Source organism: Paenibacillus sp. J22R160 (assembly GCF_059692135.1).
Map to the genome: position 1 here is coordinate 43,022 of NZ_JCAUAU010000014.1, position 26,955 is coordinate 69,976.

Genomic DNA, 26,955 nt, shown 5'->3' on the forward strand with positions numbered 1-26,955 from the left:
TATGGAGTGAGAATAATGATAGAAACCATAAATAAGGTCGTATATAAGGCCTTTGGATTACGTATAGTCAGCGAAATTCCAATGCCTGAGTTATCAGAGGTAATGAGTCTTGTTGAACCCATAAACGCTGCTATTTCTCTAGCGGATTTGAATGATTTGTGGAATCAATCAGCCAGGCAGAATGAGATCTATGTAGTTAAACAGAACTTTTTTATGTTTCAAGTAGCGGATACAGCCATTTTCTCTATACAAAACGGAGACACCATTCAAGTCTCGCCAATGGCTGGTGCAGACGAGGCAAAGATTCGGTTATTTCTCCTCGGTACATGTATGGGCGCCTTATTAATGCAGAGGAAGATACTCCCTCTCCATGGCAGCGCTATTGCCATTGACGGCAAAGCTTATGCCTTTGTCGGACATTCAGGAGCGGGTAAATCGACTCTAGCATCGGCTTTTATTAACAAGGGGTTTCAATTGCTAAGCGATGATGTCATTGCCGTAACTTTTACGGAAACGGGGGTTCCTATGGTCATGCCTGCCTACCCCCAGCAGAAGCTTTGGCAAGAAAGCTTAGTCGAATTCGGCATGGAGACAAGCAATTATCAATCGATCTTCCAGAGAGAGACGAAGTTTCTGGTTCCTGTATCCGATCATTTTTTAGCGGAACCGATACCTCTGGCAGGGGTGATTGAACTGAGAACTACGGATAGTGATCAAGTGGCCATTCTGCCCATTGAAGGACTATCGCGGCTCAGCACCTTATTCTGTCAGACGTTCCGAAGTTCCCTGCTTGCCCAACTGCAACTTCTGGATTGGCACTTTGAGACTACAGTCAAGATTTCGAAACACATTGAAATGTACCAATTGCAACGACCAAATACGGGGTTTACGGCTCCGCAGCTTGCATCTTTAATACTTGAAACCGTCCATAAGGGGGAATAGTTAATGATTAAGAATCCAATTCTCACACTTCAGACTCAAGTTGTACATGCACAAGGTAACATCGTTAGTGATATGGACGGCGACAAAGTCATGATGAACATTACAAACGGGAATTATTATAACCTTGGCCAGATAGGCGGCCGCATATGGGAACTCATTGACACGCCTGTTTCAGTTGGAGAAATCGTGAATGCCCTGATGACAGAATATGAAGTAGAGCAATCCCAGTGTGAGGAACAGGTATTTTCATTTCTGAAGCATTTATTGGATGAGAAGCTTATCCAGATCGGTGAAGAGCTGTGAATCGAATCAAAGCTATACTTTCACTAGACTTGCAAACGATGCTTCTATTCGTAGAGGCTTTGTTTTACTTGGGTTGGGCTCGTATTTTAGTGAAACTCCCGTTCACCAAGGTGGCTCCTTCGCTCGGAACTCCGATGCATGAAACTTCCACTACGCAAGCGGAAACGAATCGAATGATCCTGAGGCAAATATCCAGTGCGATAGACATTATGAGCAAGTACACGCTCTGGGACAGTAAATGTCTGGTAAGGGCAATAGCAGGTATGAAAATGCTAAATCGACGCCGAATTGAAAGCACCCTATATTTGGGGACAGCGAAAGATGAATCCAAGAAGATGATTGCACATGCATGGCTGAGAAGCGGGCACTATTATGTAACAGGCAAAGAAGGAATGGAGAAATTTACTGTCGTTGGGAAATTCGCCAAAACGAATCCATAGCGGCAAGGGACAGGGAGTTATTTCGATGCAAACTGATTGGAAACTGGATTTGGCTGTCTTACCCAAAGAATTGAAGCTGCTGCTCCTATTCGTGAAGAGTGAAAGCGAGGGAAGCAAAACTCGCTACCAAGAAGATCTGTTTACTAACACAGATTGGAATCTTTTCTTGGAACTAGCGCGGCATCATCGTCTCTATCCATACATATTTAATCAAGTGAAAACGATGGATAGTAGTAGGGTACCTTCCTATGTGATTCAAGAGCTGCGTCATGAATATCAGCGCAATACGTTTCATATGCTGCGTTTAAGCGGAGAGATGGAGCAATTCTGCAAATTACTGTCCGACAATGAGATTAAGGTTCTGCTGCTTAAAGGCCCTGCACTCGCAGCCGACCTTTATAGTGATCTATCCAAGCGAACTTGCAGTGATTTGGATGTGCTTATTTCAATCGATGATTTGGAGAAGACACATGAATTACTGGAAAATGGCGGATACGTAAGGGATGAATACTTCTCGACCGTATTGAATGACTGGAGATGGAGACATCATCACATGACGTACTTCCATCCTGATAGGAAGATTAAACTTGAAATTCATTGGAGACTTAATCCCGGCCCCTCTTTTGAACCAACGTTCAGGGAATTGTGGGGAAGGAAGAGGCTTAGCACTTTAACAAGTTCTCCTGTTTATATGTTGGGTTATGAGGATCTCTTTATGTTCCTTGTTTCACATGGTGCACGTCATGGGTGGTCCAGGCTTCGCTGGTTATTGGATATGGATCGCATACTAAGAGGCCGTCAAGGCTGGGGTAAATTAGGTTCCCTTTTAAAAAAGTATCAACTGAAGCATGTAGGAGGGCAAGCACTTCTGTTATCCTCTGAGTTGTTAGGTACTCCTATCCCTATGGAATTGAGCTCTCTAGCCGTTGGAACGCGACCTAAACAACTAGCACAGGATACCTTATTTTATATCAAACAAATGATTCATCTGCATAAAGAGCCATTACCTGATGACGTAGCCAAATATCATAAACGCCATCTATTTACGTTAATGTCCTTTCAACTAAAGGTGCTTAATTTGCTAAGTTTTCTATATCCCTATCCAATGGATGTGGAAATAATGCCGCTGCCAAAGAGCCTCCACTTCTTGTACTTTCCTCTGAGACCTTTCTTGTGGATTTGGAGAAAAACACGGAAACAGGCATGGCTATAGGGGGAAACATATGGGGTACATCGTCCATTTTATTAAAAGACTATATGCTTATTCAGGTAATAAACTGATTATTAGCGTCTTTGGCATGGTATTAATTAGTTTACTTGACGGTGCAGGTGTATTCTTACTGCTTCCAATCATAAGCGCTAGCGGCATTGCGTCAGTAAATACAGGTGCATCCCCCATTTCAGGACTCTTGACTTTTCTACAAGATTTTCCTAAGGCATTAGGATTGCCCTTTATCCTTGGCATGTTTGTCGTCTTGATGCTTGGCCAGAATTGGTTGCAGCGGTTTCTCACCATTAGAGAGGCAACCATTCAGCAGAAATTTCTCCGACACTTGCGATTAGAGACTTATACAGCTTTGATGCAGTCGAATTGGATCTTTTTTGTAAAACAAAGAAAATCAGATCTCATTAATTCTCTTACTATGGAGCTAACCAGGGTGGGAGTCGGAACAACGTTAATCCTTCAATTAGTTGCTTCCGTCATCTTTACATTGATTCAAATTGGCCTAGCTTTTTGGCTATCTCCGGTCATGACGCTTTTCGTGTTAGCCTTCGGTTTCATCCTCACCCTATTTTCTCGTAACTTCATCAAAAAAGCGAAATCCCTTGGTGGGCAAACTTCCCAATTGTCACAAAGCTTTCTTGCTGGGATTACGGATCAGCTTGGAGGAATTAAGGACATTAAAAGCAATACGCTGGAGGGGTCCAGATTAACTTGGTTTCACTCCCTAACTCAGAAAATAATGAATGAGCAGGTTGATTATATAAAACTAAGATCAGCTTCCCAATTTTTTTATAAAGCAGCCTCTGCATTACTTATTGCTTGCTTTATCTATCTTTCTATTACCTTATTTCATACAAAAGTGGAGCAATTATTGTTGATTATTGTGATTTTCTCACGACTGTGGCCGCGCTTTACCAGTATTCAGTCCAATATGGAGCAGATCGCTTCCTCGATTCCTGCCTTTCGTTCACTCCTCCAATTGCAAGAGGAATTTGCCGGTGCGAAGGAGTTTCATATCGAGAATGAACAGGGCGCTAAAGGGGTAAATCCGATAGCTGTAAAATATGGAATCGAGTGCCGCAATGTGTCCTTCCGTTACAGCCGAGATGAGGCTGCCTATGCTCTGACTGACATCAACCTTCATATCCCAGCTTTACAAATGACAGCCATCGTTGGACGTTCAGGTGCCGGCAAAAGCACCCTAGTTGATATCATTATGGGCCTAATGCAACCCGAAATTGGGCAAGTGCTGATCGATGGTGAGCCGCTTCAGAACGATAAGATAATGTCATTAAGGAAGTCCATAAGCTATGTTTCACAGGACCCGTTTCTGTTTCATGCAAGTATTCGGGAAAATCTGCTGATGATTAGCCCAGAGGCAACTGAAGAGCAGATGTGGGAAGCACTTGAATTCTCGGCAGCTGATGAGTTCGTCAGGAAGCTTCCTCAAGGCTTGAATACAATCATCGGTGACCGGGGCGTGCGGTTCTCTGGTGGAGAACGGCAGCGGCTTGTGCTGGCCCGAGCGATCTTGCGAAAGCCATCTATCCTTGTGCTGGATGAAGCAACGAGTGCTTTGGATACAGAGAATGAGGCAGGGATTCAAGAAGCATTGGATCTGCTCAAAGGAAAAATAACACTAATCGTTATCGCTCACCGCTTATCCACCATACGAAATGCCGATCAAGTGATTGTTCTGGATCAGGGGAGCGTTATTCAACAAGGAGACTACGACCAATTGGCCGGAGAACGTGAGGGACAGTTTTCCAACTTGTTAGGTAACCAAATAGCGGTCAATTCTTAGCTAAGAATTAAGAGTGTGTAAATGTTCTCTAATGAAGTATATCTAGGTTGACATGTTCTTTATAAAGAACTAATATAGAGAATAAGTAGATGTTCTTTATCAAGAACTTTAGTGCCTAAGGCACAGGCTGTCGGATAAGGGAGATTATGAAATGACAATTCCTAAAATCATTCATTATTGTTGGTTTGGCGGGAAAGAAAAGCCAGATATCGTTAAACGCTGCATCGCAAGCTGGCATACCCATCTTACTGACTATCAATTCATAGAGTGGAATGAAATCAACTTTGATATCAACAGAAATGTCTATGTGAAACAAGCCTATGAAGCGGGCAAATTTGCGTTCGTTAGCGACTATGCGAGGGTGTTCGCTCTGTATCACTTTGGCGGTATTTACTTAGACACCGATGTCGAAGTATTCAAATCCTTTGACGATCTGCTTCATCATGCGTCATTTTGGGGGTTTGAGCAGGAGAATTTTATTGCAACGAGTACGATCGGTGCCGCGAAAGAAAATAAACTGATCCAAGTTTTTATGGATTCCTACCAGAATAAGAACTTCATTCGTGAAGACGGCTCCTTTGATTCGTTAACCAATGTTGCCTTGATAACGGAGATATTAGGAGACTGGGGCGTTAAGCCGAGTGGTCTCTATCAAGACATAGAGGGAGTGGGCACCTTTTACCCGCAAACGTATTTTTCCCCTTATGATTACATTAACTGCAGGACATTTATGTCTAATAATACCTATGCCATGCATCATTTTTATAAGAGTTGGTTGCCTCCTAAGGCGCGTTGGAAGGGTCAGATGAAGTGGCTTGCTTCTAAAGTAATTGGTGGCAACAATATCGCAAGAATAAGGGAAGCTCTCAGGAGGATCCAATGAAGAATATATTAATTGCATCCTTCGATATGGAAGTAGGGGGAGTAGAGAGAAGTCTGGTCAGCATGCTTGATCAGTTTGACTATAACTCGCATGAGATTGATTTAATGCTCTACAAACATCAAGGTGAGTTTATGAATCTGATTAACGATAAAACCAATTTATTAAGTGAAGTCCCTCAATACACCACTTTTAGGAAATCAATTGGAGAGACCTTTCAGGATAGACATTACACAATCGGCATCTCAAGAGTCTTATCCAAGGTACATGCGGAGATTTTTGGGCGATTCAGACGGGTGGCCGAGCCGGGATACTATCAAATGCAATTGATGTGGAAGTACGCACTCCCCTATTTACCTCAAATCGAGAAAGAGTATGACGCGGCAATAAGTTACTTATGGCCCCATTATTTTATTGCTCATAAGATTAAGGCAAAGAAGAAAATAGCCTGGATTCATACTGATTACTCCAATATAGAGACCAACGTGAAGCTGGATCTGGAAATGTGGAGAGAGTTTGATCATATAGTTGCTGTTTCGGATGCATGTAAGGATTCCTTTTTATCCAAATATAGCGAATTAGCGAGTAAAGTAGTCGTTATCGAGAACATTACTTCTCCAGATTTTATTAAAGTTATGGCGGATAAAGAAACAGCTGGTCAAATGATGAATGACAGACGATTTAAATTAATGACTGTAGCCAGATTATCACATGCCAAAGGGATCGATAATGCTGTTAAGGCTTTAAAGTTGTTAAAAGAAAAAGGCTATGAGGATATTGTGTGGTATGTAGTTGGATATGGTGGGGATGAGGCAGCCATTAAAGAGCTAATCGTTAGTAATGGTTTAGAGGATCAATTCATCCTATTAGGCAAGAAAACGAATCCATATCCTTACATAAAAATGTGTGATCTCTATGTTCAGCCATCAAGATATGAAGGCAAGGCAGTTACCGTAACTGAAGCGAAAATTCTAGGTAAACCCATATTAATTACGAATTATGCTACTGCAAAGAGCCAAGTGGAAAATGGTGTTGATGGGGTGATTTGCAATCTTGACGTAGAAGGAATAGCTTCTGGAATAGAAAGTTTATACAAAAAGTTCGAACTCAGAAACAAATTAATTAACCATATCACAAGTCAAGACTATAGCAATACATATGAGCTAGATAAGCTGTATGGAGTGATTTGAACATGAGTATTAAAAGTAAGTGTGATCATCTCAGTTTTTAACCATTTAGAAGAAGGCTTTATGTTACAAGGTAAAAAGGTGAAACCATATCCCTTTAAAGCATGCGACTTGTTTGTCCGGCCCACCAGGTATGAAGGCAAAGCAGTTTCTGTAACAGAGGCAAAAATACTAGAGAAGCCGATCTTGATTACCAATTATCCGACTGCTAGCAGTCAGATTGAGGATGGGGTAGAGGGTTTAATTAGTGGGTTAAGTGTTGAAGGGATCGCAGCGGGAATAGAGCGGTTCTATGAAGGCAGCAAATTGAGGTATGAAGTCATTAATTACAATAATGATAAGGATTACTGCAATTCAAATGAGTAAGAAAAGTTGTATGGATGCATGCTTTAAAAAGCTTCTTTTGGAATATTGTTCTCTATAAAGAATGGCAAGCGGGACTACAGAAATCTAAAAAATGAGAGTGTTAATAATGAAAAAAATGCTTTTCTTAATAGAAAGCTTGGCTGGCGGTGGAGCTGAGAAGGTTTTAACTGAACTTGTCTATCATTTAGATAAAAATAAATATGAAATAACTGTAGCCACAGTTGTGGATCTGGGGGTTTATAAGGAAGAGGTTAAAAAGCAGTGTAAGTATTTTAGTTTCCTGTCGGATCCTGCTGAGTCTAATTCAATTATTGAAAAAATTCTTTATAAATTTAAGTATAAATTAATCTATAAGTTACCAGCATCATGGGTATATAAAATGTTTATAAAAGGTTCTTATGATATGGAAATTGGTTTTGTAGAAGGGTTTGCAACAAAAATTATATCTAAGTCTACAAATAGGAAAAGTAGGAAATTAGCGTGGGTACATGTTGATCCCATAAATTGGAGTTATGCTGATCAATACTATACTAGCTTACAAGATCAGGTGAAAAGCTATAAAAGTTTTAGTAAGGTTGTCTGTGTATCTAGGAGTGTTAAGGAGGCATTTGGGCAAAAGTTTTATCGGGACGAAAATATGATTGTAAAATATAACCCGGTTGATAGTAAGACAATTGTCAAGAAAAGTAATGAGAAATGTGAATTGAATAAATCCGGAAAATTTTTATTAGGGTCAATTGGTAGACTTACTCATGAGAAAGGATATGATCGATTATTAAAGGTAATTAATAAACTCAAAGATGACGGGCTAGATTTTGAACTTTGGATACTAGGTGAAGGTATGAAGAGGCAGGATCTTGAGCAATATATTTTGGATAATCACTTATCTGACAATGTAAAACTTTTAGGATTTCAGAAAAATCCATACAAGTATATCAAGCATTGTGATTTATTTATAAGTTCCTCAAGAACAGAAGGATTTAGCTTAGCTATCGCAGAGGCAATGATTTTAGGGTTACCAATTATTTCTACTGATTGCGCTGGACCAAATGAATTATTGGAATATGGTAAATACGGAATGTTAACTGAGAATAATGAGGAATCACTTTATGTTGGTTTGAAAAAGTTAATCTCGAACAATACGTTATTAATGGAATATAGAGATAAATCATTAGAGAGAAAGCAAATATTTGATATAGAAATAGCAGTTAGAGAAATAGAAGATGTATTGGGGTAGGTGATAATAAGATGACGACTCCTTTAGTAAGTATAATAGTCCCTGTTTACAATGTTGAACAACATATTACGAAATGCATTGAATCTTTGTTAAGTCAAGATTACTTCAATTATGAAGTATTACTAATTAATGACGGTTCTACAGATAGTAGTGGGGAAATATGTAACGCTTACCAAACAAAGAGTGATAAAATTCGGGTTTTTCATCTAATTAATAGTGGAGTTTCAAATGCTCGAAATTATGGAATAGAACAAAGTAAAGGCGATTTTATTCAATTTGTTGATTCAGACGATTATGTTGACAAGACATATATCTCTAGCATGATTAATATTACAAGGGATAACAAGGTAGACCTTGTTATCAGTGGAATTCAGCAAATGAAGCTATCAGGAAATGAAATAACGTTATTAAAGCAGATGAAATGTAATAAAAATGGATTGTATATGAAGCCAGAACTTAAAAACATTATGAGTGATCTGATTGATTCGTCTTACATTAATTATTGTTATGCAAAGTTAATAAGTAAAAGTGTTCTATGTGAAAACAATATTAGATTTGATAAGAATATTAGTTTAGGTGAAGATACATTATTCGTATTAAATGTATTAAAACATAGCAATTGCATTTATATATTATCAGAAGCTAAATATTTTTATTTAATTCATTCAAACAATACGCTCACATATAAGTTTAGAAATGATAAGTTTGATATTTTAAATAATTTATCCAATAAATTAAAAGACTTTTGTATTCAGGAAGACTTTTATACAAATGCTGTCAGGGACACGCTAGATAGGCGATATGTTGAATTAATTAGATTTTGTATTGATGAGAACTTCATACCCAGAGATGATCGCAATCTTTTTAACAGATTAATAAACATGAGCAAGGTGCTGAAGAATAAAGAAGTGAGCTCTTTTATGGCTAAAGACAAATCTATATTTAGGAATTATCCCAAGACAATAATAAGAGCAATTAGATCGCAAAATACACTTCAATACTGTTTTAGTTATTACTTCCTAATGGTTTCAAGTAAATTAAGGAGAAACGTATGAAGAAAATATTATTTGTAACCAAAAGTGAAGTGTTTGGAGGGATCGAAAAAGTATTAATAGATCTCGTTCATATATTGGATAGATCGAAATACGAGATTACCGTCATGACAGGTGAAACAAACGCCGAAATAAAAAGTAAGTTGCCTGGGCATGTCAAGTATAGAAGTTTATTCAGCAAAAAATTTAAGGGCCTGGATAGAATATTAATATATTTACCATCAAAGATATTGCATAGGATTTTTATTAATCATTCATATGATGTAGAAATATCTTTTCAAGAGGGTTATCCAACGAAGATTATATCTGGAGCTAGTCTGAATACGAAAAAAATATGCTGGTTTCATAATGACCCTTATAATTACGACTTCAATCTGCCATTCTTCAGAACGTTTTCCGCTTTGAATCAAGCATTTCAGAAGTTTGATAAAATTATTACTGTCTCAAAATTTATTGCAGATGGGTATCGAAAATATAACGGACTTAAGGCTAACGTTATATATAATCCGATTGACTATAATAAAATAATTGCATTGTCAAATCAAATACAAGACGAATTAGATGTTAATGAAAATATTTTTAGAATATGTTACGTCGGAAGACTATCTGAAGAAAAACAAGTTGATTTGTTGGTGGAGAGTGTAATTTCTTTACACCAGAAACATCAAAAAATGGAACTGATTATTATTGGAGAAGGTTATAAGCATAAAGAAATCTATGAAAAAATAGTTTCTGCCAATGCAGAAGAGTATATTAAGCTGCTAGGTTACAAACTCAATCCCTACCCCTATATCCGTAATTCCTCGTTATTAGTATGCTGTTCTCGAACTGAATCGTTTGGTCTAGTTATTGCTGAAGCACTTGCATTAGGCGTGCCGGTAGTAGCAACAAAATGTGGGGGGCCAGAAGAAATTTTAGAGCAAGGGAAATATGGTCTATTGGTAGATAATAATCAGGAATCGATAAGACTTGGTATCGAGGAAATGATGGAAAATAGAGACTTATATATGGGATATAAAAAGGTAAATCCAAGCTTCTTTAAAAAATATGATATTAACAGAATCAATTCGCAAATAGAAAATCTCTTCGAGGGAGCGTAGGTTATGAAGAAGATCGTATTGTATAGTCATGGAGGAAGTGGAAATCGAGGTTGTGAAGCGATTGTAAGGGGGACTCGAAAAATTATCGGTGAAACCTGTGGTGAAAATCGATTTTATCTTGGTTCACTAAATAGAGAAGAAGATGTTTCAGTAAATATTTCTGGATTTGATGATGTAATAGAATATTCTAATTATGTTGAAAAGAACTCTCTTGATCATATTATCGCCAGTGTTAACAACAGGCTATTCGGAAGTGTTGAAAAATATATTACCTTAGGACAAAAAAAGCTATACAAGTTATTTGATAATAACACGATAGCTATATCGGTAGGTGGAGATAACTACTGTTATACGGATTCGAAATGGCTGTATATAAGTCACAAAGAAGCGAAAAAGAGAAATGCGAAAACAGTATTATGGGGATGTTCATTAGAAGAAGGTAACATGGATGAAGAAATGCTAGAAGATCTAAAGAGTTATGACTTAATTATCGCAAGAGAAAGTATAACTTATAATTCATTGTTACAAAAAGGTGTAATCAATAACACTAAGTTGTATCCCGATCCTGCATTTCAACTTGAGTGTGAGGAAATTAATTTACCAGTTGGGTTTAAAAAGGGGAACACTATCGGGATTAATTTAAGCCCTTACATATTTAAGTCTAAATTACCAAAAAATGATGTTATTAGATTATACACTAATTTAATTCGTCACATTATCGAGACTACAAATATGCAAATAGCTCTAATACCACATGTTTTTTGGAATCATAATTACGATTTAGAAGTATTGGAAGAAATCTATAAACAATTTAATGGTGGGGATAGAGTTTTATTAATAAAACAGAATTACAATTGCATGCAACTGAAATATTTAATTTCTAATTGCCGATTGTTCATAGGGGCCAGAACACATTCAACCATAGCGGCATATTCGACCTTCGTGCCAACCCTTGTATTGGGGTATTCTGTTAAGTCCAGAGGGCTAGCGCGAGATATATTTGGATCAGAGGAGAATATGGTTATTTCTGTTCAAGAATTAGATAGTGAAGATGCCCTAATCAATGCTTACGAATATGTTCATAAAAATGAAGTGGATTTAAGAAATCATTTATCGAACTTTATGCCGAATTATAAAGCAGCAGCACACGCAGCAGGGAACGAGATTAAAAAGTTCTTTATTGAAAAGGTGAAATATGAAAAGCAGTCAATATAAATTTGGCGCAATTTTATCATACGTATCTATTTTTTTAAGTAACATTGTTGGAATTATATACACACCGATAATGTTAAGAATGTTGGGTCAAGCAGAATATGGTCTCTATTCACTTGTAGGATCAATAATTGCGACTCTTGGTTTAGTTGATTTAGGCTTTGGGAATGCGAGTATTAGATATATATCTAAATACAGAGCACTAGGGGATAAAGAAAAAGAATATGATGTAAATGGCATGTTTTTGTTGATAAATAGTATTATCTGCATACTTACTGTAGCAATTGGTTTTATTGTTTATCAATATTCGGATAGTTTATTTGGTCGAAGTTTATCCGGGACTGAACTAGAAAATTTCAAGCTAATGTTTATAATATTAATATTTAACTTAGCTATAAATTTTCCGTTTTCTATTTTTGGATCTATTATCGTTTCATACGAGAAATTTGTGTTTCCCAAAGTAATAGGAATATTAAGAACAATTCTTAATCCAATTGTTATTTTAACTGTACTCTATATGGGGCAGAAATCAATGGGAATGGTCATTGCCAATACAGTAATAAATGTTTTATTTCTATGGGTAAACGTTTATTATTGTTATAAAATTTTGAAGATTAAAGTGCATTTTAAGAAAATTGATTTTCCATTATTAAAAGAGATATCCATATACTCCTTCTTTATTTTTATGGCAATCATAGTAGATAAAATATATTGGACAACGGGTCAGTTCATCTTGGGTATTTATTCTGGAACCACTATGGTTTCAATATATGCAATTGGATCACAAATTAATATGTACTATATGCAATTTTCTACAGCCATATCTGGTATGTTTTTACCAAGAGCAACTGCTATAGTCACCAAACAAACGGATGGGAACGAGCTCTCAGATTTATTTATTAAAATTGGCAGAATACAATATATTATTTTAGGACTCGTTTTATTTGGCTTTATTTTATTCGGTAAAGAATTTATTGTATTATGGGCTGGTCCTGAGTATGTGCAATCTTACTATATTGCATTAATTTTAATAACACCCTTTACAATACCATTAATACAAAACTTTGGTTTAACTGTACTCCAAGCAAAGAACATGCACCGTTTTAGATCTATTGTTTACTTCTTTATTGCCTTAGGTAATTTCGCTGTAAGCATTCCTCTTGCTCAAAAGTATGGCGGAATTGGTTGTGCATTTGGAACAGCAGCTTCAATGATTATTGGAAACATAATAATAATTAATATTTACTATCATAAAAAAGTGAAATTAAATATTCCGAAGTTCTGGGGTGAGATACTCAAAATGAGTATACCGATAGCATTAAGTGCAGGCATTGGTGTTCTTGTTAATTTGCTAATTATAGCTACAGGAGTATTGCCATTGTTTGTAAAGATAACTATCTTCTCAGTTGCTTATTTAACGTTAATGTATCTCATCGGAATGAATACATATGAAAAAGATTTATTAATAGCTCCAATTAAACAACTGGCCAAACGAGCAAAGCGACGAGCGACTATGGCTTCTTCATGAACGAGTTACCTAAAAGGTCCTCGTTTTTATTATATTTATTATAGTGGGGGGAGAAATTCATGAATAATAATCGTATTGATTCCTTGGACTCGTTAAGGGGAATAGCTTCAATAATAGTAGTTTTTTTTCATTGTTTGATTTCTATTCCAATTTTTTATCTAGCTAATTATAAAGATCAATATTCGAATGTTATGGTTAAGTTTTTTTCGATTAGTCCTTTGCACACCTTTTGGGCAGGAAATGAAGCTGTACTATTATTTTTTATTTTAAGCGGTTTTGTATTATCTCTTCCGTTTTTGAATAATAAAGCCCCTTCCTATTTGACTTATGTTATAAAGAGGTTTTTCCGAATATATGTCCCTTATATCGTGGTTATGTTTATTTCTATAGGTGTAATGTTGATGGTTTCTAATTTTGAGCAAATAGGAACAATGAGTGAAGCTTATAATAATAGATGGAATCATCCAGTTACTTTAAAAGCGATTGTTGCTTATATACTAATGATTAATTACGACATAACAAATGTAAATGGTGTAGTGTGGACTCTTTTTCATGAAATGAGAATATCATTAATTTTTCCGTTTTTAATGATGATTATCTCAAGATTTAATTGGATAAAAGGGTTACTGATTTCTTTGGGGATTACCATGTTTATGTTTATACTCTTTAGTCTCTGGTCGAATCTAGCAACAGACGGTTTATACTCATCGTTTATTTACTCTTGTAGAGAAAGTATATACTACACAACATTTTTTATCTTTGGAGCGATATTTGCGAAATATAGGAAAGGAATAATTTCTTATGTTATTTCCCTTAATTTTATTTGGAAATATGTTCTATTATTAATTTCATTATTACTTATTAATAATAAATGGACTTTTTCAATTTTTAGTTATAAAAATGCAACGCTGATAGACTTTTTTTCTTGCATTGGTATTCTTATATTATTTAGTTTAGTTTTAAGCTCAAAAAGATTAGAAAGGTTTTTAACAATGAAGTTCTTAGTTTTTCTTGGTAGAATTTCCTATAGTCTTTATCTGATACATATACCCGTTTTAATGATTGTGAGTATATATCTAAGCAAAATAATTTCGATCAATTTATCTTTGATAGCAGTTCCTATAGTGTCTATTCCGGTTGCCTGGATATTATACAAGTTGCTAGAATTACCATCAATGAGCTTAGGTAAAAGAATATCGTTATGGTTACAAAAAGTACATGCTCTAAACGTGAATAGAGCAAGAATAATAAAGTCATCCAAACATCCATTGAGATCTAAGTGACAGAAAGAAATGAAGTTGTTCCTATTAATTATTGTAAATGTATACTCATGTGGTGGAATAAATGATTGGTGGTGAGCTTTATCAGAAATCGGCTTGATGAGTTGGATTCATTGCGGGGATTAGCTGCTTCCTCAGTTGTTATTTCTCATCTAATACTTGTTTTACCTAGCATTTTCATCATTGAAAAGTTATCGAATACCCCACTACATTTGTTTTGGGGAGGTCACGAATCAGTAATCCTGTTTTTCATTTTGAGTGGATTTGTTCTATCTTTTCCTTATCTTAATAAAAAAGAACCAAAGTATAGATACTTTCTTATTAGGCGGGTATGCAGAATATATATTCCATATATTGTATCGGTGTTAATATCTATGTTCCTAATGCATTTTTTTAACCGCGGCGGAATACCTGAGCTCAGTAAATGGTTCAACGGCACATGGAATACTCCTTTATCACTCAAACAGTTGCTAAATCATTTTATTATGTTAGGGACATTTCCAAGTTACACGATAAACCCTGTGATATGGTCACTAGTGCATGAAATGAGAATTTCAATTATCTTTCCAATATTAATGGTTATTGTTATGAATTTAAACTGGAAGAAATGCGTGATAATTGGAGTAGCTTGTTCTGTTTTATATTTTTTAATTTGGTATTCGGGAATCAATTTCTATAATATAAATTTCACAAAATTTGATACTTCTTATCTATTAACGTTACATTATATTTCATTTTTTATTTTCGGGGCATTGCTAGCTAAGCACAGAGAATATCTAAGTGCCCAGTATTTTAAATTATCTAAAGTTTTAAAGGTAATATTGATAATTGTTGGCATCCTATCGTACACATATTCATTTTGGTTTTTTCCGAAATATTTCATAGTACACTTTTCAATTATTAATGATTATATGATTTCCATTGGTGGTTTACTTTTTATTGTATCTATCATCAGTTCAAAAACTATAAAAAATGTATTACTTTATAAGCCGATTCACTTTATTGGAAAGACATCTTACAGTCTATATCTCTTTCATATGCCAGTGTTATTGACTTTAATTAATACCCTATACAGCAAAATCCCCATTGGGGCAATTTTAATAATTAGTTTTATAGCATGTTATGCAATTGCCGGATTAATGTATTACCTAGTCGAGATACCAACGATTAAATTCGGGGGATTTTTAACAAAAAATAAGGCTATGTCAAATACTGAAGTGAAGAAAACAAGATTTATGAGCAACTTATTAAAAGTAAAATCTAATTCTCTAGTAAAAAAAAATGATGAGGAAGAAATAACTCGCATTTTCTAATTTATTAACCCAATCCACGCTCTCTCTTCTTGCATAGTATGAAGTACAAAACAGAAGGGAGAGATTCTATTGGCTACTAGTGGAAGTTATTTGGTAGATAGTACAGAAATGAACAGATGGGGAATAAAGAATAATGCAACAGATGCTGAAAATACCACCTTAGGTATTAATAATGCTTTGATCTGGGCCTCCCAACAAGGATATACGGAAGTTGTGTTTATGCAAGGTACTTATTTAATTGATGAAAGAAGTTCTGTGAAACCACAAAGTTTTATGACCTTAAACTTAAATGGGGCAACTTTCATGGTGAGACCTAATGGGGTGCAGGGATATGCTATTATAAAATTTGATTTGAATCAACGATTCTCGCGTATAACCAATGGAATTATTCAAGGAGATCGTGATAAACACAATTACTCAAGCGGAGGCACTCATGAATTTGGTGCGGGTGTATACGTATATGGTAACACTAAATTTATTACACTAGATAATTTGGAAATATTAAATTGCACAGGCGATGCTATTACTACAGGAACTACATTTGGACTTATTTTTGAGAATTTTGGAGGTACTTTTGAACAGGGGGGGATAAGTACAACTACAGGTACATTAACCATTTCTAACAATAGAATTAGGTCTAATTTTAAGATCAATATGTCCAACTCATTAATTGCCAAATGGGGTTATTTTGGATTATACGGCAACGGTTATGGAGCTTTGGGGAGCGGAGTCACGGCAGATTTCTACGATCTTATTTTCTTTAATAAAGATGACACGTTTAATTCTTCAAAAACGAATATACAGTTTTTTGATGAAGTGGAAGTCCCTTCTGGAGCAAATTATGCAAAAATTGTTCTACATCAAAGTAGTTTACCTTCAGCAACAAATTGCACAATAAATCTAAGAACTGACGAAATTCCTGAGCATATATACGTGGAAAAATGTAACTTACATCATTGCAGGAGACAGGGCTTAAGCCTACAAGGAAAACACCAATATATCCGTGATAATAAAATTCACCATATTGGTGGAACCACTCAGTCAACAGGAACGGACCCTCAAGGAGGAATAGACATTGAGGATGGGTATAATCGGAATCAGTATTTTTTTATAGAAGGTAATAATTTTCATAACAATGTTGGATATGATATTGTTGTTACTAGTGGAAAGTATATTCACATCACTAGAAATAGGATTGAGGCTGTCGGGAAATATGCATCAATGGCTATTAACGAACCGGTGAATAAGGCAATTATTTCTCATAATACATTCAGGAAGGCCGGAGTAATGATTGCCGGAGAAGTTATATTTACTAACAATCAAATAAATGCATCAAATTTAGGACTTTCAGGAAGTGGGAGAGAAATTCTTGTAAGTAATTGCATATTTCAAAACAGTATTGTATCAGTTGCTGTAAAGTCACCATATAAAGTTAGCATAGAAAACTGCAACTTTTTAAATGACATTGAGAAACTTAACACATTTAATAACTTTATCAGTACACTAAACTTAGACCAACAACCACAAAAGCTTTCTAATTGTATTTTTGAGGGAACTGATGTTTCTTATGTGAACGCTGTGCAGAGCAATGTACAGGGAGGTTGGATATTTGAAAATATTACTTATCTGAATACGAAAACACCTGCTTTTCCACCAGGTAATTACGTAGGATGTAAGTTTATTGAGTCAGGTACTATAGGAACGAATAGCGGTAAAAATGGAGAATTTAACTTTATAGATTGCGAATTCACAAATTTGACTTGGAATAATGGATATGTAAATTTATTTAATGTTACTGAGGCTTCAGCGTTTAGGCTTACTAATTGTCGAATCAGACAATCTGATGGGGTTAGCGTTAATATTGATAATGTAACTGGGGAAGTACTTCTTCGAGGAAATAGATTTATTTATGAAAATTGTAAGTACTCAAATCAAATGATTAATATCAAAAATACATTCACTGGAAAGCTAATTGTTATGGAAGACAATATATTATCGGCTTCGAACAGTAGAATTGGGATAGATACTTCTAGCACAAGTACTTATTCAGCACTGGTTATATTACGCAATAATGTACTATTAAATAATCTTACCTTAAAGCTTAGTGGTAAAGAAACACTATTAAACAATATAATCAGTGGAATAACTGACCCTTATAGTTACATGAATAAAGAACCGAATTTTGGTTTTTTTAATTTAGCTCAGAAAACATATAAATTAAACCCCAGTCCGAATAGCTTTGAAGGGTGGATCTGTGTTATAGCAGGGTTTGCTAATGATCAGGGATGGGTAGCTTCAAAAAGTTATCTAATAGGTAACCGAATAAATTCAAGTGGTCATGTATATGAAGCACAAAACAATGGTACATCAGGTGTATCTGCACCTGTACTTCCTCTAACTTCAGGTGCAATTGTTGTTGATAACAATATTACATGGAAAGAAATTGGGAATCTAGCGGTATTTAAACCTTTCGGAAATATACTAGGATAATCATTAAGGAGAGATAAACTAAAGGATAAGCGGGGACTTGAAATTCTTAATATGAAATATTTGTCGAGTAGGGCGCCTATGATTAGTGAAAAGCGTAGGCGCTAAACCGAATTGGAACATGTCTTCTACTATGGGATGTTATCGCTCTTCAAATAATTGGGTCAACTTCAACTTCACTTGAAATTCACCAAAGCCGCGAATGACACGGTTAGCAAACCTTTCGTTATACTCGATTGACTCTAGGTACACTATTTTTTCAGCTGCATCGATGTTTGTTAGGCTGTTCATTGGTTTTAACCTTTTTCGAAACTCTTTGTTCATGAGCTCGATAGGGTTTGATGTGTAGATCGCATCTTTTATCAGCATCGGATATTTGTAAAAGGTTAAGAGCGTGGGCAATTGGTTCTCCCAAGACTTTATTTCTTTTGGATATTGTTTGCCCCACTTCGCCTTACCGTATCGAATGCTGCCTTGGCAAGATCATGATCCAATGCAGAGTAAATGGTTTTCAGATCATTAATGAAGTCTGTTCGATCCTGTACACGAATTTTCGGAAATGTAGAGCGGACTTTATGGACAATACAATGCTGCACATCGGCTTTTGGATAGACTTCTAGGAATGCATCTTCAAGCCCTGGAAAGCCGTCAAACACGCCTAGTAGAACCTCTTGTGCGCCGCGTTTGTACAGGTCTTTTAGGACTTCTCGCCACCCATTGGAGCTCTCTTGACCACCAACATAAAAGCCGAGAATCTGGCGATATCCATCTTCGTCGATGCCCATGGCAAAATAGATGACTTCACCACTTACGGTATTGCGCTTGAGTTTGACGTACAAGCCATCGAGATAAATGACCGAATAGCGTTTTTTAAGCGGCTTCATCTGCCACTGCTGAATATCCTCTAGCACCGTAGCTGTAATGTTGCTAACCGTAGTCGGAGAGTAATGGCTGCCAAACATACTTTCAATAAAACGGGCCACGTCACGCGTGCCCATACCGCTTTTGTACATCTGAATAACGGCCTCTTCCAGCCAACCGTCCCGTCGTTGGTAGGGTTGAAACACTTGTGTTTGAAACTCGCCATGACGGTCTCGTGGAACCTGAGGGTTCTCAATGTGACCGATCTTGGTATGCAAAGTGCGTTTGTAATTGCGTGGACTCTCGTTGTTTTCCATGAAGCTTTTGATTTCGGCTTTCATGATTGTTTCCAAATGTTCTTGAACAAATTGAGTGACAAGATTTTCAAATAGATCTGAGAGGTTGCGTTTTGGAGAGAAAACTCGGTCTTTATTTTAGTTGTAGATGTGATAGACTTCACCTAAAGGGTGCTCCTTCTTAGGATAATGTAGTCTTCGCAAAATTCCATTATACCAAGGGATCGGGAACTTTTTTGCTATGTTTAGGAGATTTTACTTTCGTAATTCAGGAGTAGAAACCATGTAATATAAAACCACAAAAGTTAAGTGTTTTGGTTAATTAGTAATAAATACATATTGACGTGTTCTTTATAAAGAACTAATATGATGGATGAAGGTTATAAAAAACATTAATAATCTTTAAAATTATTCTTAATATAGAACTCAAATTGCAGAGGTGAAGTTATGAGTAGAATGTATAATAATTTCTTAAAGGCTAATGACTTAATAAATGGAAAAGTATCTATTTATTTGGATTTCGTGCGAGGAGTAGCTGCGATTCTAGTACTGATGGAGCATCTAGGATCAAGATTATTTTTAGGTTATGGATATTTACAGAATCCCAGTGCAATAATTAAATTGCTTTATCTTCTTAACTTACTTGGAGGACCATCAGTTATAGTTTTTTTTGTTCTTAGTGGATTGTTTATATCGAGAACAGTTCTAAAATCAATCGTTGATAATAAATGGTCTTGGAAATCATACCTTGTGAATCGATTGTCAAGACTATACGTTGTATTAATTCCCGCTTTATGTTTAACATTTATTACCGATATGCTAGCTAGCCATTTTTTTGATTATAATAGATATAGTGATAACTACACCAATATTAAGGAATTTTTTGGGAACCTGTTTTATCTGCAAAATATTTATGTCGGTAGTTATGGGTCAAACGGGCCATTATGGAGTCTGGGTTATGAGTTTTGGTATTATATGCTATTTCCTATTATTATCTTGTTGCTTTTGATTCAGAAGAAAATATTGAAAGTTGTGTACCTATGCATTGCTCTAGCTATCATACTCCTGATTGGGCAACGGATGAGTTATTATTTCTTAATATGGTTGGTGGGAATGCTTGTTTTACTTTTGCCAGCTACTCCAAGAGCAAAGAATAAATTTTTTATGACCATATCATTCTTGCTTGTTTGTTTGGCAATGGTTATGAGACCGCTGGTAAACAACGGAAGACTATTTGTTGAACACCATACAAATAACTTATTTATTGTAGATCTTTTCATAGGGCTATCCCTAGGTCTTCTAATTTACATATTTATGCATGGTACTACAAAGAAAGCAAAGAAGACTGAAAGTAAAAATAAATGGTTTGAAAAAACCTCAAAGTTGGTAGCCAGTTTTTCATTTAGTCTTTACTTAATTCATTATCCCATTATTAATCTTGTTTATTACTGGGCAGCTAAAAATGGCTTTAACGGATTACAACCTAACTTATTATCTGTATTAATTGAAATATTGATCGTAGCCTTAATGTGCACAATCGCTTTCCTATTTTCAAGAATAACTGAAGTGCGAACTAATGTCGTAAGAACTATAATAATGAATGGTTTAGAGAGATTTAATCATAGTAATAGAAAAGCAAAAGTGATGAAAATGGAAAACAATCTATCTAAATAAGGAAATCTTCAAGCTTCGAGTATCGTGTATACGTTAGTCGAGAAACCATCAATGTTATTGGGAAAACTAAGCGAATATAATTTAAAGATTGATTAGGCGAATTCACTGAGATTCGTCTATTTTGTTTTAATTTTATTAGTTGAAGCGGAACTGTTCCTAATGAACGTTAACTTAACTGAACGTTCACAGCCATTTTTTTAATATAGGGTTAATAGGGTTATCGTAGTAAGCACGTAATATCTCGACGGAAAGTAGTTGTTAAGTTAGCATCATCCAGGTTAGTAATTATCACTTTTTCAAGTATTATATGCATTACTTGAAAAAGTTCCGGACCAAAGTAATAATAGTTGGGCTCAGAATATTTTTCGTTGACACGTTCTTTATAAAGAACTACAATTGAGCTAAGAGAAAGGGTAATCGGTTAAAAGTGTGGAATTCTCCAAATAAGTTCTTTATAAAGAACTTAATTAGTTGATAAGCGTTCTCTATAAAGTTTTTTTTAGAAATTAAAACATTTTCGTTCTTTATATGAAATATTTATGAAGTGCATTAGATCAGATGTCACACAAGTAGCTAAGATAAAACTTATTCCGGTGATGCCTCCTAACCGTTATCAACGGAGGCACTCGGCCATGCTGTGGGTTGAATCGACCTTAGACGCGAGTCGTCAAAAGTGTGGTGCGAGGCGGGGTTAGATGCCCCCTAAAAATGGATTAAAGGATTTAATTATATGGTCTTTTTACAAAGGCCTTATACTTAAGAACTTTAGTGAGAGGGTGCATGCATTTGTCGTATCGGCAAAGATTATCTTTATTAGTCTTCATTGACTCCTTTATTGTTTTCACTTCCATTTTCTTCAGCCGTTTTTTATTAAGCGCAGATCTTAACGTTATCACGTTGCCCTTGGTCGTTAGTTCAATTACCTTGCTGCTTAGTCATCATGTATTTTCGTTCGTGTATAAGCTTTATAAGAAAGCTTGGGAACATGCGAGCATTGGGGAACTGATTTTTATTGTAAAAGCTATCACCTATTCGATAATCGCTGTTGCTTGTGTTCAGCAGTTAATCATTCATGATATTTATTTTCGCTTACTGGCGGTGACGTGGATGCTGCATATGCTTCTCATTGGAGGTTCTCGTTTCTGCTGGCGGATCATTCGAAATACATATATCAAGAAGTCAGTGGTGAAGAAAAGAACGCTGATTGTGGGTGCCGGGTCAGCTGGAACCATGGTGGTCAGACAATTAGTCAAAAATAACGATACTGAAATGTTTCCTGTAGGATTTATCGATGATAATGTAAAAATTCATAATCTTGATATTTTGGGGATTCCTGTAATTGGGGGAATTGAGCATATAGAACGAGCGGTTAATGAGTTGAATATTGATAACATCATCATTGCAATTCCTTCCCTGAGCAAAAAAGACTTAAACCTTATCTTCCAGGAATGCACGAAGACCAAAGCAAAAACGCAAACTCTCCCTAAGTTAGAAGATCTAGTATCAGGAAAACTCTCGGTTAATCACTTTATGGATGTACAGGTAGAAGATTTATTAGGCCGAGATCCAATCGATTTGGATATTGAAAGTATTTCAGAATATATCACGAATAAAGTGGTATTGGTGACTGGTGCTGGTGGGTCGATTGGATCTGAAATTTGTCGTCAGATCTCCAAGTTTACTCCTCAGAAGCTAATTCTATTAGGTCATGGTGAAAACAGTATTTATTCAATTGAAATGGAGTTAAAGGATTCCTACGAGTCTACATCCATTGAGTTCATTACGGAAATCGCTGATATCCAAGATGTTAAGAAGATGATGTCGATCATGAACAAATATCATCCGGACGTCGTCTATCACGCCGCTGCTCATAAGCATGTGCCTTTAATGGAAAGAAATCCTGAAGAGGCATTTAAAAACAATGTGATAGGTACGATGAATGTAGCTATAGCGGCAAGTCAAAGTGCGGTAGATACGTTTGTCATGATCTCCACGGATAAAGCTGTTAATCCAACAAGCGTCATGGGAGCCACCAAAAGAATGGCCGAAATGATTATTCAGGATATGGATCGAAACAGTAGCACGAAGTTCGTGGCTGTGCGTTTCGGCAATGTGTTAGGGAGTCGTGGCAGCGTCATTCCTCGTTTTAAACAGCAAATTGTAAAAGGTGGTCCCGTTTCTGTTACTCATCCCGATATGATCCGCTACTTTATGACGATTCCAGAAGCCTCCAGATTAGTCATTCAAGCAGGTGCCTTAGCCAGAGGCGGGGAAATATTCGTCCTTGATATGGGAGAACCCGTAAAGATTGTTGATTTGGCTAAAAATCTGATCAAGCTTTCAGGAAACTCGCTAGAAGAAATAGGGATTGAATTCACCGGTATGAGGCCTGGTGAAAAGCTTTTTGAAGAGCTATTAAATAGCGATGAGATTAATGAAAAACAGGTTTATCCTAAGATTTATATTGGGAAAACATCAGAACTGTACATGGAAGAAATAAAAGAAATGATATCCACCTATATGACATTAGATAAAGAAAATTTAAGGACTCAGTTACTAAATCTCGCCAATAGTCATGTCATTCCAATTCCAAAAAAATTAATTTCAATCGTTTAAAAGGAGTTTTGAATCAATGAAGGTACGTAAAGCCATTATTCCAGCAGCTGGTTTGGGTACAAGATTCCTGCCTGCAACGAAGGCCATGCCGAAAGAAATGCTTCCCATTGTCGACAAGCCAACCATTCAGTATATCGTAGAAGAAGCTGTGGAATCGGGGATTGAAGATATCATTATTGTGACGGGTAAGGGGAAAAGGGCTATTGAGGATCATTTTGACAATTCCTTTGAGCTTGAACAAAATTTATTTGAAAAACAAAAGTTTGACTTATTATCGGAAGTTCAGAAGTCATCCAAAGTAGATATTCATTATATCCGCCAAAAGGAGCCTAGAGGGCTCGGGCATGCTATCTGGTGTGCACGAAAATTCATAGGAGACGAACCGTTCGCTGTTTTGTTGGGGGATGACATTGTTCGTGCGGATAAGCCTTGTTTGAAGCAGATGATGGAACAGTATGAGTATCGCCATTCTTCCATCATTGGTGTCAAGCATGTAGCTGATGATGAAGTATCCAGGTATGGCATTGTCGATGGCAGGCAAATTGAAAAGCAGTTATTTAGCATCAATCATTTGGTTGAGAAGCCGAAGAAAGAAGAGGCTCCGTCTAACCTTGCCATCATGGGCCGCTATATTCTGACGTCAAGAATTTTTGATATTCTTAATGATCAGAAGCCAGGCGCTGGAGGGGAAATACAGCTTACAGATGCTATTGAGGAGTTAAATGCTCTCGAATCGGTCTATGCTTACGAATTTGATGGTGAACGATTCGATGTTGGTGAGAAGTTGGGATTTATACAAACGACGATCAATTACGCCTTGCAACGTGAAGATTTAAGATTCGAATTACTCAAATATCTTTCGTCAACTCTTGAGAAAGAATTAATTAAGTAGGGGATACAGATGTCTAAAAAAATCCTATTATGTGCCACTGTTGATTATCATTTTAAAGCATTTCACTTGCCTTACATGAAATGGTTTAAGGAGCAGGGGTGGGAGGTCCATGTTGCCGCTAATGGTGAGATGGACCTTCCTTACGTTGACGCAAAGTTTAACATCGCAATTCAAAGATCACCGTTTAAATTTAAAAATGTAAAAGCCTACGGCGAGTTGAAGGCAATTATTGATGAGAATAAGTATGATATCATTCACTGCCATACGCCAATGGGCGGTGTACTCGCGCGTTTAGCAGCGCGGGAAGCACGCAAGAATGGAACGAAAGTTATCTATACCGCGCATGGGTTTCACTTTTGTAAGGGCGCTTCCTTTATAAACTGGATGGTCTATTACCCGCTTGAGAAAATTCTTTCTTATTTGACAGATTGCCTGATAACTATAAATAAGGAAGACTATCAATTGGCAGTTGACCGCCGATTCAGAGCAGGCCGAACAGAGCATGTACATGGTGTAGGCGTAGATACAGTTCGATTTCATCCTGTAAAAGACATACATAAGTATGAGTTAAAAGTAAAAGCTGGTTACAGCTCTGAGGACATCCTCCTTTTATATGCCGCAGAGTTTAACCAGAACAAGAATCAGCAAATGCTCATTCAAGCATTAGCACTGATTAAAAAAGATGTCCCGAATGTCAAACTATTGCTTGCAGGTGAAGGGCCGCTAAAAGAGCAGTGCAGCAATCTTGCTAGAGAGTTAGGCGTGCAAAATCAAGTTGATTTTCTAGGGTATCGAGATGATATTCACCTCTTATTGCCAATCTGTGATGTCGCTGTTGCATCGAGTCTGCGTGAAGGATTGCCAGTCAATATGATGGAGGCTATGGCGTGTGCCCTTCCAGTAATTGCTAGCAGCAATAGAGGACATAGAGAACTGGTTCAAAATGATATTAATGGCTGGATTATAGAGCCTAATGATTATGAAGCAATGGCAACGAAGATCAAACAGTTAGCTCAGAATAAGGATCTTCGATCAAAGCTAGGCAATCTCGGCAGAGAGATTGTTGAGACAAAATATGCAATCCATACCGTGTTAAATGAGAAAAGAAATATCTATACTTTATACATGGACGAAAAGGTGGATGTCATATGGGCGATCCAATAAGAATTTTACATGTAGTTGTCAATATGAATCGAGGTGGAGCTGAGACCCTCCTCATGAATTTGTATCGTAACATCGATCGTTCAAAGGTTCAGTTTGATTTTCTGACCTGTAAACCGGGAGTCTTTGATACTGAAATCGAAGAAATGGGTGGAACTATTCATCGAATTCCCTATGTGTCGGATATTGGTCATGCCAAATATGTGCATGCTTTGGAGCATTTCTTTAAGACACATCCCAATTACAAAATTGTTCATGCCCACATGGACAAAATGAGTGGATTTGTCCTAAGGGCCGCAAAGAAAGCTGGAACAGCGGTACGGATTGCGCACAGTCATAATACAAGTAGTGAAGGCGGAGTTGCAGCCAGAGCATATAAGTGGGTCGCAGGAACATTCATAACATCCTGTGCAACTCACTTTGTGGCATGCTCCAATAAAGCGGCAAAATGGTTATTTGCTAACAAAGTGAATAAGGCGTTGATTTTAAAAAACGGGATTGAGAGTGAAAAGTATGCATTTTCTCCTGCGATTAGAGAGCAAGTCAGACAAGAGCTAGAGCTTCCTTCAGATAGTTATGTCTTAGGGCATGTTGGAAGGTTTGCCCATCAGAAAAATCATTCGTTTCTTATTGATATCTTCGCGCAGTTGCACCACGAGAGGCCGAATGCTGTCCTTATCTTAGCAGGAGATGGACCATTGCGTGCAGAGATTGAAAAGAAAGTAGAAGTTTTACATTTACAGGATAAGGTAAAGTTCCTTGGAGTGAGAAGTGACATTACGTATTTACTTCAGGCCTTTGATTTGTTCGTATTTCCATCCTGGCATGAAGGCTTCGGGATCGCTGCAATTGAAGCACAGGTTGCTGGATTACCTTGTATACTTTCTAACGTAATTCCACGAGAGGTTGATGTGGGAATGCAGTTAGTTGACTTTTTACCATTAAATAATAAAGAAATTTGGGTTAATAAAATAAAGAGTATTATCGAGAGGGATGCAAGTCGACTTGTGTTTTCTGGAATCTTTAAAAGTTTTGAATACGATATAAAAAATACAGCAGAATGGGCAGAAGGTTTTTATTTATCGGTGGTGAGGTGAAA

At 36.5% G+C, this 26,955-nt stretch carries 21 protein-coding genes and 1 pseudogene; 21 read left to right on the forward strand and 1 reads right to left on the reverse strand.

The features are described 5' to 3' along the window. Positions 1-15 precede the first annotated feature (15 nt). The 16 genes from AC58UW_RS23170 (at position 16) to AC58UW_RS23245 (ending at position 18,359) form a co-directional block, all read left to right on the forward strand. A complete protein-coding gene (locus AC58UW_RS23170; RefSeq protein ID WP_497422958.1) occupies positions 16-942 on the forward strand; it encodes an aldolase in 927 nt (308 codons plus the stop codon). A 3-nt stretch (positions 943-945) separates the two neighbouring features. Then, on the forward strand, positions 946-1,245 hold the full coding sequence (locus AC58UW_RS23175; protein WP_497422959.1) for a lasso peptide biosynthesis PqqD family chaperone: 300 nt from the start codon (positions 946-948) through the stop codon (positions 1,243-1,245). Positions 1,246-1,283: 38 nt separating this feature from the next. Beyond that, positions 1,284-1,685 carry a lasso peptide biosynthesis B2 protein gene (locus AC58UW_RS23180; protein WP_497423069.1) on the forward strand — a complete coding sequence of 134 codons (402 nt, stop codon included), beginning with the start codon at positions 1,284-1,286 and terminating at the stop codon, positions 1,683-1,685. Between the two features lie 25 nt (positions 1,686-1,710). Further along, positions 1,711-2,898 carry a nucleotidyltransferase domain-containing protein gene (locus AC58UW_RS23185; protein ID WP_497422960.1) on the forward strand — a complete coding sequence of 396 codons (1,188 nt, stop codon included), beginning with the start codon at positions 1,711-1,713 and terminating at the stop codon, positions 2,896-2,898. A 10-nt stretch (positions 2,899-2,908) separates the two neighbouring features. Beyond that, a complete protein-coding gene (locus AC58UW_RS23190; protein ID WP_497422961.1) occupies positions 2,909-4,714 on the forward strand; it encodes an ABC transporter ATP-binding protein in 1,806 nt (601 codons plus the stop codon). Between the two features lie 151 nt (positions 4,715-4,865). Further along, positions 4,866-5,597: a glycosyltransferase family 32 protein gene (locus tag AC58UW_RS23195; RefSeq protein WP_497422962.1), complete on the forward strand. Its 732-nt coding sequence runs from the start codon at positions 4,866-4,868 to the stop codon at positions 5,595-5,597. Further along, a complete protein-coding gene (locus tag AC58UW_RS23200; protein WP_497422963.1) occupies positions 5,594-6,784 on the forward strand; it encodes a glycosyltransferase in 1,191 nt (396 codons plus the stop codon). Before AC58UW_RS23195 ends, AC58UW_RS23200 begins: the two co-directional genes overlap by 4 nt. A 60-nt stretch (positions 6,785-6,844) precedes the next feature. Beyond that, complete coding sequence (locus tag AC58UW_RS23205) at positions 6,845-7,147, forward strand: glycosyltransferase (RefSeq protein ID WP_497422964.1); 303 nt, start codon at positions 6,845-6,847, stop codon at positions 7,145-7,147. A 106-nt stretch (positions 7,148-7,253) separates the two neighbouring features. Further along, positions 7,254-8,384 (forward strand): glycosyltransferase, encoded by a 1,131-nt coding sequence (locus tag AC58UW_RS23210; protein WP_497422965.1) that lies wholly within the window; start codon positions 7,254-7,256, stop codon positions 8,382-8,384. A gap of 11 nt (positions 8,385-8,395) precedes the next feature. Beyond that, positions 8,396-9,439, forward strand: coding sequence for a glycosyltransferase family 2 protein (locus tag AC58UW_RS23215; RefSeq protein ID WP_497422966.1), 1,044 nt, complete (start codon positions 8,396-8,398; stop codon positions 9,437-9,439). Beyond that, entirely contained in the window at positions 9,436-10,536 is a 1,101-nt protein-coding gene (locus AC58UW_RS23220) for a glycosyltransferase (protein ID WP_497422967.1), read from the forward strand. The genes AC58UW_RS23215 and AC58UW_RS23220 overlap by 4 nt, the downstream gene beginning before the upstream one ends. A 3-nt stretch (positions 10,537-10,539) precedes the next feature. Then, positions 10,540-11,751 carry a polysaccharide pyruvyl transferase family protein gene (locus AC58UW_RS23225; RefSeq protein WP_497422968.1) on the forward strand — a complete coding sequence of 404 codons (1,212 nt, stop codon included), beginning with the start codon at positions 10,540-10,542 and terminating at the stop codon, positions 11,749-11,751. Further along, entirely contained in the window at positions 11,732-13,276 is a 1,545-nt protein-coding gene (locus AC58UW_RS23230; protein WP_497422969.1) for a lipopolysaccharide biosynthesis protein, read from the forward strand. The genes AC58UW_RS23225 and AC58UW_RS23230 overlap by 20 nt, the downstream gene beginning before the upstream one ends. A 59-nt stretch (positions 13,277-13,335) precedes the next feature. After that, on the forward strand, positions 13,336-14,559 hold the full coding sequence (locus tag AC58UW_RS23235; protein ID WP_497422970.1) for an acyltransferase family protein: 1,224 nt from the start codon (positions 13,336-13,338) through the stop codon (positions 14,557-14,559). Positions 14,560-14,627: 68 nt separating this feature from the next. Further along, a complete protein-coding gene (locus tag AC58UW_RS23240) occupies positions 14,628-15,869 on the forward strand; it encodes an acyltransferase family protein (protein WP_497423070.1) in 1,242 nt (413 codons plus the stop codon). A gap of 69 nt (positions 15,870-15,938) precedes the next feature. Next, the gene (locus AC58UW_RS23245) at positions 15,939-18,359 is read left to right on the forward strand and encodes a right-handed parallel beta-helix repeat-containing protein (RefSeq protein WP_497422971.1); all 2,421 of its coding nucleotides are present in this window, start codon (positions 15,939-15,941) and stop codon (positions 18,357-18,359) included. A 138-nt stretch (positions 18,360-18,497) separates the two neighbouring features. Here AC58UW_RS23245 and AC58UW_RS23250 read toward each other — a convergent pair. Next, positions 18,498-19,618: pseudogene (locus AC58UW_RS23250) on the reverse strand (IS256 family transposase); the annotation flags it as partial. Positions 19,619-19,960: 342 nt separating this feature from the next. On the opposite strand from AC58UW_RS23250, the gene AC58UW_RS23255 reads away from it, so the two are divergent. The 5 genes from AC58UW_RS23255 to AC58UW_RS23275 all read left to right on the forward strand — a co-directional run bounded on the left by AC58UW_RS23255 (position 19,961) and on the right by AC58UW_RS23275 (position 26,953). After that, complete coding sequence (locus tag AC58UW_RS23255) at positions 19,961-21,187, forward strand: acyltransferase family protein (RefSeq protein WP_497422972.1); 1,227 nt, start codon at positions 19,961-19,963, stop codon at positions 21,185-21,187. Between the two features lie 786 nt (positions 21,188-21,973). Further along, positions 21,974-23,803, forward strand: coding sequence for a polysaccharide biosynthesis protein (locus AC58UW_RS23260; RefSeq protein ID WP_497422973.1), 1,830 nt, complete (start codon positions 21,974-21,976; stop codon positions 23,801-23,803). Positions 23,804-23,819: 16 nt separating this feature from the next. Next, the gene (gene galU, locus AC58UW_RS23265; RefSeq protein ID WP_497422974.1) at positions 23,820-24,695 is read left to right on the forward strand and encodes a UTP--glucose-1-phosphate uridylyltransferase GalU; all 876 of its coding nucleotides are present in this window, start codon (positions 23,820-23,822) and stop codon (positions 24,693-24,695) included. A gap of 9 nt (positions 24,696-24,704) precedes the next feature. Then, a complete protein-coding gene (locus tag AC58UW_RS23270; protein ID WP_497422975.1) occupies positions 24,705-25,859 on the forward strand; it encodes a glycosyltransferase family 4 protein in 1,155 nt (384 codons plus the stop codon). After that, a complete protein-coding gene (locus AC58UW_RS23275) occupies positions 25,844-26,953 on the forward strand; it encodes a glycosyltransferase family 1 protein (RefSeq protein WP_497422976.1) in 1,110 nt (369 codons plus the stop codon). The genes AC58UW_RS23270 and AC58UW_RS23275 overlap by 16 nt, the downstream gene beginning before the upstream one ends. The last annotated feature ends 2 nt before the right edge of the window (positions 26,954-26,955 follow it).